The 14,302-nt window shown below is 70.5% G+C and carries 14 protein-coding genes; 9 read left to right on the top strand and 5 right to left on the bottom strand.

What is annotated here, in order from left to right; translation table 11 throughout:
• The first annotated feature begins 85 nt into the window (after nt 1-85).
• Complete coding sequence (locus ACOZ4N_RS10785) at nt 86-1,360, top strand: DUF7125 family protein (RefSeq protein ID WP_424016388.1); 1,275 nt, start codon at nt 86-88, stop codon at nt 1,358-1,360.
• Here ACOZ4N_RS10785 and ACOZ4N_RS10780 read toward each other — a convergent pair whose 3' ends face one another.
• The 5 genes from ACOZ4N_RS10780 to ACOZ4N_RS10760 all read right to left on the bottom strand — a co-directional run bounded on the left by ACOZ4N_RS10780 (nt 1,361) and on the right by ACOZ4N_RS10760 (nt 5,688).
• Complete coding sequence (locus ACOZ4N_RS10780) at nt 1,361-2,143, bottom strand: MinD/ParA family ATP-binding protein (protein ID WP_424016387.1); 783 nt, start codon at nt 2,141-2,143, stop codon at nt 1,361-1,363.
• The gene (locus tag ACOZ4N_RS10775) at nt 2,140-2,511 is read right to left on the bottom strand and encodes a hypothetical protein (RefSeq protein ID WP_424016386.1); all 372 of its coding nucleotides are present in this window, start codon (nt 2,509-2,511) and stop codon (nt 2,140-2,142) included. Before ACOZ4N_RS10775 ends, ACOZ4N_RS10780 begins: the two co-directional genes overlap by 4 nt.
• A gap of 66 nt (nt 2,512-2,577) precedes the next feature.
• Nucleotides 2,578-3,801, bottom strand: a complete 1,224-nt coding sequence (locus tag ACOZ4N_RS10770; protein ID WP_424016385.1) for a hypothetical protein — start codon at nt 3,799-3,801, stop codon at nt 2,578-2,580.
• Nucleotides 3,798-5,036, bottom strand: coding sequence for a potassium transporter TrkA (locus ACOZ4N_RS10765; RefSeq protein ID WP_424019927.1), 1,239 nt, complete (start codon nt 5,034-5,036; stop codon nt 3,798-3,800). Before ACOZ4N_RS10765 ends, ACOZ4N_RS10770 begins: the two co-directional genes overlap by 4 nt.
• 124 nt (nt 5,037-5,160) lie before the next feature.
• A complete protein-coding gene (locus tag ACOZ4N_RS10760) occupies nt 5,161-5,688 on the bottom strand; it encodes a DUF7382 domain-containing protein (RefSeq protein ID WP_424019926.1) in 528 nt (175 codons plus the stop codon).
• Between the two features lie 75 nt (nt 5,689-5,763).
• Between ACOZ4N_RS10760 and ACOZ4N_RS10755 the strand changes: the two genes are divergently transcribed.
• The 8 genes from ACOZ4N_RS10755 (at nt 5,764) to ACOZ4N_RS10720 (ending at nt 14,302) form a co-directional block, all read left to right on the top strand.
• Entirely contained in the window at nt 5,764-6,861 is a 1,098-nt protein-coding gene (locus ACOZ4N_RS10755; RefSeq protein ID WP_424019925.1) for an ATP-binding protein, read from the top strand.
• 65 nt (nt 6,862-6,926) lie between these two features.
• Nucleotides 6,927-7,787 carry a DUF7310 family coiled-coil domain-containing protein gene (locus ACOZ4N_RS10750; RefSeq protein ID WP_424019924.1) on the top strand — a complete coding sequence of 287 codons (861 nt, stop codon included), beginning with the start codon at nt 6,927-6,929 and terminating at the stop codon, nt 7,785-7,787.
• Nucleotides 7,784-8,236 (top strand): DUF7311 family protein, encoded by a 453-nt coding sequence (locus ACOZ4N_RS10745; protein WP_424019923.1) that lies wholly within the window; start codon nt 7,784-7,786, stop codon nt 8,234-8,236. The genes ACOZ4N_RS10750 and ACOZ4N_RS10745 overlap by 4 nt, the downstream gene beginning before the upstream one ends.
• 40 nt (nt 8,237-8,276) lie before the next feature.
• Entirely contained in the window at nt 8,277-10,205 is a 1,929-nt protein-coding gene (locus ACOZ4N_RS10740) for an ATPase, T2SS/T4P/T4SS family (RefSeq protein WP_424019922.1), read from the top strand.
• Nucleotides 10,202-12,127: a secretion system protein gene (locus ACOZ4N_RS10735; protein WP_424019921.1), complete on the top strand. Its 1,926-nt coding sequence runs from the start codon at nt 10,202-10,204 to the stop codon at nt 12,125-12,127. The genes ACOZ4N_RS10740 and ACOZ4N_RS10735 overlap by 4 nt, the downstream gene beginning before the upstream one ends.
• A 60-nt stretch (nt 12,128-12,187) precedes the next feature.
• Nucleotides 12,188-12,709: a DUF7283 family protein gene (locus ACOZ4N_RS10730; RefSeq protein WP_424019920.1), complete on the top strand. Its 522-nt coding sequence runs from the start codon at nt 12,188-12,190 to the stop codon at nt 12,707-12,709.
• Nucleotides 12,687-13,172: a DUF7285 family protein gene (locus tag ACOZ4N_RS10725; protein WP_424019919.1), complete on the top strand. Its 486-nt coding sequence runs from the start codon at nt 12,687-12,689 to the stop codon at nt 13,170-13,172. Before ACOZ4N_RS10730 ends, ACOZ4N_RS10725 begins: the two co-directional genes overlap by 23 nt.
• Nucleotides 13,173-13,357: 185 nt before the next feature.
• Entirely contained in the window at nt 13,358-14,302 is a 945-nt protein-coding gene (locus ACOZ4N_RS10720; protein ID WP_424019918.1) for a DUF7284 family protein, read from the top strand.

The raw sequence follows: 14,302 nt of genomic DNA, 5'->3' as shown, positions 1-14,302 counted from the left end.
CCCCCGAAGGACGTACCTTTCGGTCGGCTCACGCCGACGAACGCCGGTGTGTACATTCAAAAAGGAAGACGCGACCACTGGGGGTATGATCGCCATCGCTGGCGCGAAGGGAGGATGCGGCAAGACGACGGCGACGCTGGGGCTGGCCCAGGCCTTCGCACGGGCCGGGACGCCGGCGCTCGCCGTCGACGCCGACCGACAGCTACCGAACCTCCACGTCACCGCCGACGTGGAGCGCGAACCGACCGCCTCGGCTCTGGACGAGGGGACCGACGTGACCGCCCTGGCACAGCAGACCGCCGGCTCGCCCAGCGTGGGCGTCCTGCCGGCCCCGAAACCCGCCGACACGGTGGACCTGGGGACCGCCCTCGGGAGCATCGAGCAGGACTCGACGGCGGTGTTCGTCGACTGCCCATCCGGGGCCGGGCCGGACATCGTCGAACCACTGTCGGCCGCCGACGGCGTCGTCGTGGTCTCCACGCCCACGGAGCGGAGTCTGACCGCCGCCGAGACGACCATCGACATCGCGCGCCGACTGGAAGTGCCCGTCGAGGGGCTCCTGCTCAACCAGTGTGACTCTGTGCCCGCGGCGGTGGAGTCGGACTTCGACGTGCCGGTGCTGGGGGCCGTCCCCGAGCGCGAGCCGCCCCTGCCTGCCGAGGAGGCCCGGACGGCCTTCGACCGCGCGGCGGCCCACCTGCTGGACTCGGCGACCGACCCCGAACCGGTCGCGACCGCGCCCGACGCCGAGAACCGACTCTCGACCGGCGTGGACGCCCTCGACCGGGCCTTCGGTGGCGGGTTCCGGCCGGGGACCGTCGTCGCGCTGACCGCCGCGCCCGCGAGCCAGTCGGAGCTGTTGCTGTACGAGTCGACGACCGAGCGCGGCACGCTGTACCTCTCGACCGAGCGCAGCGAGGACACCGTCCGGTACGCCATCGAGGAGTCGATGGCCAGCGCCGGCAGTCCGACGGTCCGCCACCTCGACGCGGGGAACCCGCTGGTGAAAGCCGAACAGCTCATCAGCAACCTCCCCGAGGGGGCGAACCTGATCGTCGATCCCGTCGACGCGCTGGAGCGGGGCGACCGCGCCGACTACGTGAGCTTCCTGAACGCGCTGGTCGAACACACCCGCGCCACGGGAAGTATCGCCGTCCTCCACGGTCTCGACCCCGCGCCGGCCAACCGCTCGGCGACGGCGCAGTTCGCCGACGTGGTGGTCCGGGTCGACGCCGACTTCGAGGACGGACTGACACACGAACTTCGCGTCGAGAAGTCACGCCGAGACGAGCTCCCGACCGATCCCGTCGAGATCGACCTCACGACCGAAGCCACGCTCGGCCGCGGCGGCGACACGTAATCAGGCGTCGACGCGCGTTCCGACCCGGCTCTCGCAGGCCTCGATCCGGCGGGCCAAACGCTCGAAGCTGTCGACGGCGGCACAGTCCGGAGCGTACTCTCGGACCGGCTCCCAGTCGGCCTGTGCCTGCGCGACCGCCCGGTGTTTCGGGACGACCGTCGTCGGCGCGCCGAACTTCGCCTCGATCCGCTCGGCGATGGCCGCCGTCTTGGTTTTCTCGCCGCCGTCCCCGTCGTCGCTCCCGCCCAGCGTGTAGTCCCCGACCGAGAATCCCTCGTCGCCGTCGCTCGCGCCGGGCGCGTTCCGGGCCATGTTGAGCGCGACGCTGGCCAGCGGCGTGTCGACGTTGAGCGAGAGTTCCCGCGTCCGGTAGGCGTTCAGCAGCGCCGGTTTCTTCGCGGTCGTCACGATCACCGACACGTCGGCGCTGTGGAGTTGCATCCCAACGTCGCGGGCCAGTCCGGCCGGGCAGTCGATCACGACCGTGCCGTACTGGCGCTCGACGGCCCCGACGGTCTCCACGATCCCGTCGAGCCGGGACGCGCGGGCCCCCTCCAGCGTCCGGCCACAGGGGAGGACCTTGATCGACCCGAACTCCGCGACGGCGTCGACGGGATCGGTCCGGCCCGCCAGCACGTCGTGGAGGTCCGGGCCGGTCCCACGGGGCAGGTCCGCGGTCGCCAGGTCGCCGTCCACGACGACGGCGTCGAGTTCCCGCCCGAGGTTCAGCGAGACGGTCGACTTGCCGACGCCGCCTTTCCCGCCGGTGACGGCGACGATCATGGGTCCTCGGCCAGGAGGTCGCTCGGCGGCGACCACGCCGCCAGGTCGGCGAGCACTTCCTCGGTCCCGGCCCGGCCGCCCTCGGCGCGCGTGACCGAGACGACTTCGAGTGGGGTCTCGACCGGCTCGGCGGGGCTGGCGAACCCGATGCCACGCCGCCGATCCGGCTGGATCGTCGCTTCCCACACGTCGTCCGACCACTCCGGGGCCGTCCGGTCGCCCAGGCCCGGCGACCAGACCGGCCCGTCGATGCGACTGCGCAGCCGGACGACCTGCGGCGTCGACCGGTCGTTCGCCACGGTCGCGCTCACGAACGTCACCCCGGCACGCCGTCGCACGTCCGTGTCGTCGATCCACTCCTCGTCCATATCCCCGTTGGCCTCGCTATCGCGTATAAAGTTCAACACGGCAGGAGGCGACAGTCGCCGATCCCGTCAGTCGTCGCCGGCCGCCGCGTCCGCAACGGTGCCGTCGGCCGTCGTCGCCTCGCCCTCGCCGGATCGCTGTCGGTCGCGGTCGCGCTCGTACTCGGCCAACTCCCGGAGCTGGCCGGGCGTCCCGAGGACGTAGGCGGTATCGCCCGCCTGCAACGGGTCGCGGTCGTCGGGGAACGGGATCGTCTCGCCGTCGCGGTCGACCACCAGCACGTCGGCGGGGAGCCAGCCGGCGAATTCGCCGTCCAGCGCCCCGCCCTGCTCGACGCTCACGGAAGTCACCGTCTCGCCGGCCACCCGGACGACCGAGACGAGTTCGTTCACGTCGTCGGGGTCGGCCGGCTGGGTCACCAGCCGGTAGCGCGCGGCCGCGTCCAGGTCGTCGGCGTCGTCGGCGGCCACCTGCAGGGTCGTCACGTCGCCGACGCTCGCCCGAAATTCGCCGGTCGCGACCAGTTCCGCTTCCCCGGCGTCGTCCGTCCACACCTCGACGGGGTCGCCCGTGCTGGCGTCGGCGGGCGGGTCGCCCCGAACCGCGACCGCGACGGTCTCGGGCGGGAGCGACGGGCCGATCCCCGCCGGCCGCGTTCCGACGGCGAGGTAGGTCACCTCGCCCTCGTCGGTGACCGAGACCGACACGTGATCGACGGGGAAGTCCCGCTCGATCCGGGCGACCAGCCGCGACTCCAGTTCCTCGACCGAGAGCCGGCGGGGAAAGAGCATCCGTCGGCCCGCCAGGTCTCGCTTGACGGACTCGTCGACCGACGGGTAGCCCTCGGCGTCGGCGACCGACGCGGGCAACTCGACGGCGATGACGAGGCCGGCCGAGCGGACCAGCCGCGCGACCTCGCCGTGGGCGTCGAGTCGCGTGATTCCGAAGACCTCGCAGGCGAGGTGGTCGCCGATCCAGCGACCGCCCGCGGACGCGATGGCGCTGACGAAAAAGGCACCCAGCAGGTACGCGCCGGTGCCGTAGTGGAGCAACGGTGTGGGCTGGACGATCACGTCGCGAAGCAGCCCCACGAGGTTCAGCCAGATCGCCGGGAACACGGTGCCGACGATGACGCTCGCCCCGATGGGGAGCGGGTAGGTCGTGTACTTCCGGTAGACGAACGCGACGCCCGTCGCGACCACGCCGGCGTACAGCCCGAACCCGAGGATGTGCAACAGCGACCGTTTGGTCCAGTCCTGGGCCAGCGACTGGAGGAGGATGGGATCGATCATCGCTCGCCCTCCGTTCGGTCGTCCAGTCGACGCAGGACGGCGCTCTCGCCGACCACGAACGCCTCGTCGGCCCGTTCGAGCGCCGCCTGCTCCGGCCCGAACGCCCAGCCGTGTCGCGCCCCGCGCTCGGCGGGGTCGGCGTCCGGCGTCTCGTCGGTGTCGACGGTTTCGTCCGCGCCGTCGTCGTCCTCTGTCACGCCGTCACGGACGGCGAGCGGCTGGATCTCGTCGTCGGCCAGCGCCTCGCGGACCGCCGGCGTCAGCGTGAGCCGCCGAATCGTCCGGTCCGCGCCGTCGAGCAACGAGAACGCCTCGAAGTCGTGGCGACGGCCGCGCGGTTCGACGACGATCCGCCCCCGTTCGGCGTCGAGTAGTGTGCCGGCCGCCGACGCAGGGACGGCCACCGTGACACGGCCCGCCCCCGATGCAGTTGCGGACCCGCCGTCGGGCACCATCCCGTCGGAATCGCCCGTCGCCCGGTCGATACCGAGTACCGTGCCCGCGACCGATCCCTCGCCGGTCCGGACGGTCACCTTGTCTTCGGCCGTCAGCCCGGCCGGGAGCAGCGCCGAAACCGAGACGGCCCGCCAGCCGTCGGGGACCCGGCTGGCGACGCCGGTCGTCGGGGGCGCGGCGGTGATCGTCGCCCGACCGCGCCCGTCGATGGAGACCGAGACCTCCCCGAGGTCGTGGTCGGTCCGCAACTGGTCTTCGAGTCGCCGCTCCAGCTCCGGCAGCGGGAGGTCGGCGGGGAGCCGCCAGGCGCCCTCCTCCAGCGCGGTCCGAACGTCGGGCGACAGCGACGGGTAGCCGTCGATCTCCCGGATCTCGCCGGCCGTCCGGATCGTCACCTGTCCGAGACCGTCCACGGCGTCGACCGCCTCGGCCGACAGCGTGCGCTTGCGCTCGGTCGGCTGTGTCGTCTCGCGGGGTAGTTCGGCCGCGATCTTCTGGCCCTGGCTGTTGGCGTACAGCGCGATCATGATGATCACGAGCAGGCCGATCAACAGCCGCGGGACCTGCTGGACGCTGGATCCGATGATCCCGACGTACAGCGCGTCGACCGCCACCAGCGGCAGGATGAGCAGGACGACGGCGATCTGGGAGAGTTCCTGGTCCCAGTAGTAGCTGATCGTGAAGCTGAACACCCCGACGGCGAACGAGACGACGATCCCGATCAGGACGCCAAAAGAGATGCCCAGCAGCACTTCGACCGGAAGCGACGGTGCTGCCATCAGTTGTCCTCCTTCCCTTCGAACATGTGTATCTGGTTTTGGTTTGAATTTCCGAGTGTCTGGACCTGACGAGACGGAGTCGTCCCCGTTACGCGATCAAAACGAAGGGGGAGCGCCCAACCCGTTACTTGACGACTTTGATCTCGGAGTTGTCGTTTTTGTCCTTGTAATTGCTGTCGGACGGCGGTTCGAGATTGATCGTCAGCGTCCCGGTGTCCTGGTCGGACCGGAAATCGACACAGAGCGTCGTCGCGCTCGGCGACGAGCCGCAGTTACTCGCGGCTTTCACCGTGAACTCCACCTGATGCGGGCCCGCGTTCGCACCTTTCGTCGACAGTGCGACCGGTTCGTTCTCCAGGTCGAGGCTCCCGCTTTTGACGATCATCTGCCCGTTCGTAATTTCGTCACCGTCCTCGCTGACGGCCGAAACAGTGACCGTCGCAGGCGTCGAACTGCTCGACATCGACTGTGTGGTGACGATCTCGTTGTCCAGGTTCACCTGCGCCTCGGTCTGCCCGACGCTCCCGATCCCGCCGAGCAACTGCATCATGATTGCGAGACTGGCCACACCCACGACGAGCGCGATCACGAGGCGGATCGGGAGCCCCTCGATCGCCCGCTCGTCCCCGAGGAACGATTGCTTTCGAGTCACACCCCCCTTGGACGCGTCTTCTGTCTTAAACCTTGGAGCCAAGGTTGAAGTACGAAGGCCGGGCCAGAGCGGAGTGTGACTGGCCAGGAGTTCGTCATCGGGCGCGGGAAGGACCTCGACGCGGGCCCGTCGGGCCGGCTGGGTGCCTACCGGGCGCTGGACGGGAGCGAGGGGGCACCGCTGTATCTGGACCTGGACGGCCCACACGCCATGCTGATCGTCGGCAAGCGTGGCTACGGGAAGTCCTACACGCTCGGGGTCATCGCGGAGTCGCTGGCGCGGGCTCGCGGCGTCGCGCCCGTCATCGTCGACCCGATGGACGTGTTCACGACGCTCGATCAGCCGACGCGGGGCGACGCGGACCCGGTGCTGGCCGACGTGATCGAGGACCCGGCGGTCGCGCCCTCGGCGCTGGACCCGCGGTCGTGGTGTGCGTTGCTCGGCCTCCCGGCCGAGAGCGGGGCCGGGAGCCTCCTCTGGCAGGCCGCGGGCGAGGCCGACACGCTCGACGGGATGCGCGACCACATCGCGGCGACGGACGCGCCGGAGGCGGACACACGGGCGGCGATCAACCACGTAGACATGGCCGAGGCGTGGGGCGTGTTCGACGCCGACGGGCTGACGGCGCAGGACCTGGCGGGGCCGGAGATCACGGTGATCAACGTCGCGGGGATGGACACCGACCCGATGAACGCCGTGGCGCGGGGCATCGGCGAGGCGCTGTATCGGGCCCGCGAGACCGAGACCATCGACCGGCTCCCTTGGCTGTTGATCGACGAGGCCCACACGTTCTTCCAGGGGGTCGCCGAGTCGACGCTGGAGACGATCCTCACGCGTGGGCGTGCGCCCGGTGTGAGTCTCGTCATGGCGACCCAGCGCCCGAGCGCGGTGCCGGAGGTGGGCATCTCCCAGTCGGACGTGCTGATCTCCCACCGGCTGACCTCGGAGGCCGACCTCGACGCCCTGCAGGCGGCCCAGCCGACCTACATGAACTCCTCGCTGGCCGACGAGGACCGGATGCCCACCGACACCGGGGAGGTCGTCATCATCGACGACTCGACGGAGACCATCCACGCGGCACAGGTCCGGCGGCGGGACACGCCCCACGGCGGGGACAGCCCCAACGCCAGCGACGTGGTGGTCGACGGCGAGGAAGCCACAGGCGACGACTGAGCTGACGAGCGACGGACACCCTCACCCGTTCTAGGTTTAAGTACCAAGAGGCGGCCAAACGGGGCATGACCGACATCGAGCGAATCGAACAGCGGCTCGCCGCCGTCGAGCGGACGGTCGTCGACGGGGACTTCGAGCTGGACGAACTCGCCGACGTGGCGGCGCTGGCCGAGGACGTCGAGCGCATCGAGTCGCGGCTCGAAGAACTCGAACGCCGGGTCGCGGATCTGGAGGGGTCGGCCCAGGCGGTCGAGGGGTACGTCTCGAACATCGAGTCCGTCAACGAGGACGTGGAGCGGCGGGCCGACGCCGCGGTCGCGGCCGTCGACCGCCTGGAGCGTCGCGTCGACGAACTCGACGCGGCCACGGCCGCCGGCCGTGACGGTGCGGCGGCGCAGTCGGCGAACGGGACTGGCGGCGACGACGCCGTGGGGGCGGCGGTCGACGGTTCCGCCCAGTCCGGCGAGTCACATCCGGCCGCCGACGGACCGGCAGGGAGCAACGGCGATATGTTCGACGACCCGAGCGAGGTCGAGCGCGCGGTCGACGACGTGATCGGGGCCGACGGGTCGGACCGACGGGCCAGCGGTGACACACAGTCGACCAGTGGGAACGGGCAGTCCGGCACGGCGCGGGCGGCCAACGGAAGCCAGCCCGCAGGCGCACGGTCGTCCACCGGGCACGGGCAGGCTGGCGGGTCCGGGCCGACCACCGGCACGCGAGGGGCGCAGAACACCCGGTCGAACGGCACTGCAGACTCGGGGTCGGTCGAGTCGGCCGATCAGGAGAGCGTCGAGCGGAGTCTCGCCGGCGCTGACGGGGGGCAGGCGGAGTCGTCCGACACCGGCGGCCAGCCGACCGACCAGTCCGGCGAGTCCGACGACTCGGGCGGACTCTTGGCCTCGCTCCGCTCGAAGCTGTCGTGATCCGGTACGTGCTGGCCGTGCTGCTCACGGTCGCGATTCTGGGGATCGCGATGCCGGCCGTCGAGGACACGGCCGGCAAGCAGAGCGACCAGCAGGTGGCCAACCAGGTCGCCAAGATCGAGGGGGCCGCCGTCTCGCTCGTCGAGAACGAGGAACTCCCGCCGGAGGGGGAAAGCGGCGCACGGCGCTCGATCACGCTCGAGTTCCCGGGGGACTCGTTGCTCTCGCGGCCCGTCACGGACTTCGAGATCGAGCGCGTCCGGTCGAACCTGAGCGTCGTCCGGTACAGTATCGAGGGACGGCCCGAACAGCAACTGTTCATCGACGCGCCGGTGGCCAGCGCCGCCGACGGGACGATCCAACTCGGTGGGTCGGGCGAGAAGGAGTTCGTCCTGACCTACGAGCGCAACGAGACGGGTGCGCCGACGGTGTTCCTGCGGCGGCGCTGAGGTGGCTAATTTTAAACCGGATCACGCGGCCACTCACGGCATGTCACAGAACGCGTCCGGTTTCTCCATCGAGTCGCTGCTTTCCGACGCGGGACTCGGGGGGCTGTTCGGACTGGGGTCCGACGGGCCGGACCAGACGTGTTCCTGCCGGATGCAGTTCGAGGACCGACTGTTAGCGGTCGACGCGACGGACTGCGACGGCGACCTCTCGCAGTCGACGGTCTGCCGGGAGGCCGTGGTCGAGCGACTCGTCGACCGGGACGCCGGGGGCATCGTCGTCGAATCGAACGGCCGGGAGTACCGCTACGACGACGCCACCGTCGCGCTGTTGTCGGCGGCCGGCCGGTTCGTCGACCTGCTGGGCGACCGCGACGAGCGCCTGGCCGACGCCGCGGCGACCGATCCGCTCGACGTGGCCGCGGAACTGGAGACGCGGGTCGGCCCCGTCGCGGACGTGGGCGTCGAGTCGGGACTGCTCGACGCCGCGGCGACCATCCCGGACTACGACGCGCTGGCCCCGGACGTGGGCCTGCGGATCGCGGACTACTACGTCGATCAGGAGGTCACCGAGGACGCCCGGCTGGAAGGCGTCACGTCGCTGTCGACGGGCAGCGAGGCCCGAATCTACCGGCGGGCCGACAGCGTGCCGCTGTACGCGCTCGATCCCGTCGACCTGACGCTGTCCCCGGCGGAACGCGAGATCCTGCTCGACGCCTACGAGGCCATCGCCAACGGCCTCGTCGACGGCGAGCGGGCGGCCTCGCGGGCCATCGAACACGTCACCGACGACGCGGTCGACCCGCTCCTGACCGCGATCCTGGCGAAACACACGAGCGGCTACGGCGTCCTCGAAGACCTGTTCGCCGACGACCGCGTGACCGACGTGTACGTCACCTCGCCGGTCTCCTCCAATCCCGTCAGGGTCGTCGTCGACGGGCAGTCGATGACGACGAACGTCCACATGACGGAAAGCGGCGCGGAGGCGCTGGCCTCGCGCATCCGGCGGACCAGCGGCCGCGCGTTCTCCCGGGCGAGTCCGACCGTCGACGCGACCGCGGGACTGGACAACGGGATCGACCTCCGGATCGCCGGGATCACCGACCCGGTCGCGGAGGGCGTCGCCTTCGCATTCCGGGAGCAGGCCGACGACCAGTTCACGCTCCCGTCGCTGGTGGCCAACGACACGATGTCCGCGGAGGTCGCGGCGTTTCTCTCGGTCGCCATCGAGCGCAACGCCGCGGCGCTGATCGCCGGGACCCGCGGGGCCGGGAAGACGACACTGCTGGGCACCCTGCTGTACGAGTTGACGCCGGACACCAGAACTGTCGTCATCGAGGACACGCCCGAGTTACCAGTGAAACCGCTCCAGTCGGTGGACCGGGACGTGCAGGCCCTGCGGACCGGGACCGGCGAGGGTCCCGAGATCACCGCGACCGACGCCCTGCGGACGGCCCTGCGCCTGGGTGACGGGGCGCTGGTGGTCGGCGAGATCCGCGGCGAGGAGGCACAGGTCCTCTACGAGGCGATGCGGGTCGGGGCCAACGCCAACGCGGTGCTGGGGACGATCCACGGCGACGGGGCCGACGAGGTGTACGAGCGGGTCGTCTCGGACCTCGGTGTCCCGCCGTCGTCGTTCGGCGCGACCGACCTCGTGGTGACGGTGCAGGCCTACCGGACGCCACAGGGGCGGAAACGCCGACTGGCCCGCATCGAGGAGGTGATGGTCAGCGGCGAGGACATCTGGTTCGAGCCGCTGTACGAGATCGAGGGCGACCAGGCCCGGTCGACGGGCCGGATCGACCGCGGTGAGAGCCGCTTTATCGACCGGCTGACCGGGCCGGGCGAGACCTACGCCGACATCAGGGCGGCCATCGACCGGCGGAGTCGGTTGCTCGCGGAACTGGCCGACGACGGCCGGACGAGCCCCCGGGAGGTGGCGGCGGCCTACGCGGGCCGGGAGGACGCATGAGTTCGCCGACGGCGGCCGACGCCGACGAGTCCGACGAGGACGGCCTCGGCAGCCGCGTCCAGGGTCTACTGACGGGACAGGAGGCAGACGCCGCCGGCGCCTCGGGGGCCGCGTCCCGGCGCGAGCGCCGTCGCCAGCGGCGGGCCGAGCGGTCCCGCGACCCCATCGTCGAACTCTCGACTATCGTCCACGGGCTGGCGAGCCTCTACCCCTACGAGGTCGGGACCAGCGACGAGCTGGCCGACTCGCTGTCCTTTCTCCAGTCCGAGTACCGCGCGGAGACGGTGGTGCGGGCGGGGTACGGCGCGGGGATGCTCTCGCTGTTCGCGCTCGTGCCCCTGATCATGTCGCCGCTGCCCCTGCTCGCCGTCGGTTTTCTGATGCTCTCGCTCCCGCTGGGGGTCATCCACGGGGTCCACTCCGCGCCGCACGTGCTGGCCGACCTCCGGCGGACGCGGGCGCTGGGTGACACGCCGAACCTGATCGGGCGGGCGGTCCTGCGGATGCAGATCCAGCCCGCTACCGAGAACGCCGTCCGGTTCGCCGCCGAGACGGGCCGGGGGCCGCTGGCCGAGAGCCTCTCGGCGCACATCGACCGCTCCATCGGGACGCCCCGGACCGGGCTGACTTCCTTCGCCGACGAGTGGGCCGAGGAGTTCCCGGCGATCCGGCGGTCGGCCGCCCTGCTCGTGACCGCACAGGACGCGCCGGAGGGCGAGCGCGGGCGGACGCTGGACCGGGCGCTCAGCGCGATTCTCGACGGGACCCGCAACCAGATGGCGGAGTTCACCTCCGCGATCCAGGGGCCGACGACGGCGCTGTACGCCTTCGGCGTCATGCTCCCGATGGCGCTGGTCGCGCTGATCCCGGCGGCCACGCTCGCGGGCTATCCCGTCTCCATCTGGGTGTTCGTCGTCCTCTACAACCTCACCCTGCCGCTGATCCTGCTGGCGGCCAGCGCGTGGTTGCTCACCCGGCGACCGGTCGCGTTCCCGCCGCCGCAGGTCACCCGCGCTCACCCGGACGTGCCCGACCGGGTGACCAAACCGCTCCTGATCGGCCTCGGGATCGGTGGGTTCGCCTTCGGCCTGCTCCACTTCGCCGGGCTGGTCGGGAGTATCCCACTGCTCGCCCCGGTCGCGTCCGTCCTCGGCCCGGTGAGCCACCTGGCCTCTATCGTCGGTATCGGGCTCGGACTCGGGGCCTTCCTGCTCGCGGCCTACCAGCCGATCAAGGACGTTCGGGACTACGTCCGGGACGTGGAGGAACACCTCGTCGACGCGCTCTATCTCGTCGGGCGGCAGGTCGACGAGGACGAGGCCGTCGAGTCGGCCATCGCCCACGCCGGTGACCGGGTGCCCGAGGAGACCGGCGAGGTCTTCGCGGACGCGGCGGGCATCCAGCGCCGACTCCGAACGAGCGTCCACGAGGCGTTCCTCGGCGACTACGGGGCGCTCGAGGACATCCCGAGCCCGCGTGCGGAGGGGACCGCCTCCCTGCTCTCCATCGCCGCCGACGAGGGCCAGCCCGCGGGCCGGGCCATCGTCTCGATGGCCGACCACCTCGAAGAACTCCAGGAGGTCGAGGGCGAGACCAAGCGGGCGCTGGCGACGGTGACGAACACGCTCGAACACACGGCGTCGTTTTTCGGCCCGATGGTCGGCGGCGCCACCGTCGGACTGGCCGGCGGGATGGTCGGCGAGGGCGCGGCGGCCGCCGACGTGGAACCGATGCCGGTCGAACCGCTGGGCATCGTCGTCGGCGTCTACGTCATCACGCTGTGTTTCATCCTGACGGCGCTGTCCATCGGCCTCCGGCACGGCCTGGACCGCTCGCTGGTCGGGTACAAGATCGGCCAGTCGCTCGTGTTCGCCGTCCCCATCTACGCGATGACGCTCTACATCGTCGGCTCGATCATGTAAGTCATGACAACTCGCTGACTATCGCTTCGGTTTAAATACGATCACGGGGCCAAGGGAGGTATGGACTTCGAGGCGCCAGCGGACGCCTGGTACGTGTTTCTCGGCGTCGCGTTGGTCAGTGTCGCCATGGCCGGTGTGGCACTGGGGCTTCCGTCGGCGGCCCCGCCGGACGCCAACGCGGCGGCGAACACCATCGACCGGGTGGCCGCCAGCACGCAGAACGCCAGCGCGAGCTACGAGCACGACGCCGACCGGCTCTGGGTCGGGACGAAACGCGTCCGACTGGAAAACGACGGCGGCGGCAGTGCCGAGGCGAGCATCGCGTTCGGGCGGATGGTCTTCGTCCGCCACGACGCCGACGAGAAACTTGACGAGGTCCTCCACGGAGCCTCGCCCGCGGCGGTTTACTCGGGTGCCTCGCCGAGCCCGAGGGCCGCGTTCCGGGCCGACATCCAGCATGCCAGAGACGAGATGAACGACGAAGCGAGAAACGACGAGCCGGACTGGTGGACCGCCAACGGACAACTCCGCGTGCGGAAGGTCGAATGGAGGGGTGTCAGTGTCACGCTCGTCGACGGGTGACCGGGGCCAGACCGAACCGCTCGCCGCGCTGGTGGCCGTCTCGGTCATGGCGCTGGGACTGGCGCTGTACGGCGGCTACCTCTCGGACGTGTTGCCCGGCAACAGCGACCGACACGTCGAGGGCGCGACCCAGGATCGGGTCTGGAACGAGATCCAGACCAACGGCGTGTTCGACGAGAGTACCGACATCGAGACCGTCCTGGTCGCCGGGAGTACCGGGAGCAACGAGGCGACCGACCTCCCGGAGGGATACAACGTCTACGTCGCGGTGACGCGGGTCGGCGACGACGGCCGGACCGAGGTGGTCGACTCCCACTACTTCGCGTCCGACAGTTCGCCGGCCGGCGACACCCCGTCGGACGGCGTGCCCGACGCCGCGAACAACGCGACCCGGCCGGTGCCGGTCCGCGAGTCTCCCGGTGACGTGGAGGGCGGCCGGCTCGTCGTGTCCGTCTGGACGTGAGACCGGCCTGTCCAGTCAAAGTTTAAGTAGCATAACCGGAGCAAAGGCGGCATGTTCCCACTGACTTCGTTTCGGTCTGCGCTCTTCTCTGGACCGCATCGCGTCGCTGCCGAGCTTTCGGTGCGGGGGTGACCGACGTGTCGCATGGGCCCTCCGGACGGCGAACGCGCGCGATCAGCACGGTGATGGACGTGTCGCTGGCGCTGCTGTTGATCAGTGCCAGCGTCGTGTTGATCGCCACGTCGCTGGACGGGGACGGCGAGGCGACGACGCCCGACGCGGTGGCGGCCGACCAGACCGCCGAGACGCTAGCGGCCACCTCGATGTCGGTCGAGTACTCCATCGAACCGGTCACGTCCCAGTCCGAGTGGGACGGGGAGAACGTCGCGACGGACTTCGCTGACGAGTCGTTCAGGCGAGTCAGTCAAGGGTCGGCCGCCGGCTTGCTCGCGGAAGCGGCGGTGGCCAACGTCGAGATCGACGGCACGCGGCTGACCAAGGAAGGCCAGAACTTCGAGCCCGCCGTCGAGACGAAGGTCCTGAACACGTTCCTCGGGGCGAACCAGAGCGTCTACGTCGAGGCCGTCTGGCGGCCGTATCCCGAGTCCTCCATCGAGGGAATCGCCTCGGCCGGTGACCGACCGCCCCGTGACGCCTCGGTCAACACGGCCGTCCTCCGGGTCACGAGCGACGTGCCGTCGGTCGGGTCCGGAACTGTGGAACGCGGCTACCGACTGAACGGCTTCGAGGGGGCGGCCAGACCGATCGCCGCCGCGGTCGTTCGGGGCCTGTACCCGCCGACGGAGATGCAACTCCTGCTCGAACGGCAGGGGTTCAACCGTGCGCTGGGGAAGTACCGGTACCTGCGGATGGCGACGGCCATCGAGGCATCCGAGGCCGCGACCGACGACTTCGAGTACCGGGACGCGGCGAACGTCTACTTCGGCGACGCGACGGTCATCAGCCGCAACGGGGCCGACGCCCGGGCGGCCAACGCACAGCTCACCGACCAGCTCACGCGGATCGTCGCCGCGGACATGGACGAAAAATACGACGACGACGTGACCGCCGACGAACTCGGCGCTGACGTGGCGACCGGCGACGTGCAGATCATCGTCAAGACCTGGTAA

It is taken from the genome of Halorientalis pallida (genome assembly GCF_049605515.1).
Classification (GTDB): domain Archaea; phylum Halobacteriota; class Halobacteria; order Halobacteriales; family Haloarculaceae; genus Halorientalis; species Halorientalis pallida_A.
This window is presented reverse-complemented; position numbering and strand designations above follow the sequence as displayed.

Excerpts from the sequence above, each read along its gene's own strand:
- ACOZ4N_RS10785 (WP_424016388.1), top strand. The coding sequence starts at position 86 with ATGATCGCCATCGCTGGCGCGAAGGGAGGATGCGGCAAGACGACGGCG.
- ACOZ4N_RS10780 (WP_424016387.1), bottom strand. The coding sequence starts at position 2,143 with ATGATCGTCGCCGTCACCGGCGGGAAAGGCGGCGTCGGCAAGTCGACC.
- ACOZ4N_RS10775 (WP_424016386.1), bottom strand. The coding sequence starts at position 2,511 with ATGGACGAGGAGTGGATCGACGACACGGACGTGCGACGGCGTGCCGGG.
- ACOZ4N_RS10770 (WP_424016385.1), bottom strand. The coding sequence starts at position 3,801 with ATGATCGATCCCATCCTCCTCCAGTCGCTGGCCCAGGACTGGACCAAA.
- ACOZ4N_RS10765 (WP_424019927.1), bottom strand. The coding sequence starts at position 5,036 with ATGGCAGCACCGTCGCTTCCGGTCGAAGTGCTGCTGGGCATCTCTTTT.
- ACOZ4N_RS10750 (WP_424019924.1), top strand. The coding sequence starts at position 6,927 with ATGACCGACATCGAGCGAATCGAACAGCGGCTCGCCGCCGTCGAGCGG.
- ACOZ4N_RS10740 (WP_424019922.1), top strand. The coding sequence starts at position 8,277 with ATGTCACAGAACGCGTCCGGTTTCTCCATCGAGTCGCTGCTTTCCGAC.
- ACOZ4N_RS10735 (WP_424019921.1), top strand. The coding sequence starts at position 10,202 with ATGAGTTCGCCGACGGCGGCCGACGCCGACGAGTCCGACGAGGACGGC.
- ACOZ4N_RS10730 (WP_424019920.1), top strand. The coding sequence starts at position 12,188 with ATGGACTTCGAGGCGCCAGCGGACGCCTGGTACGTGTTTCTCGGCGTC.
- ACOZ4N_RS10720 (WP_424019918.1), top strand. The coding sequence starts at position 13,358 with ATGGACGTGTCGCTGGCGCTGCTGTTGATCAGTGCCAGCGTCGTGTTG.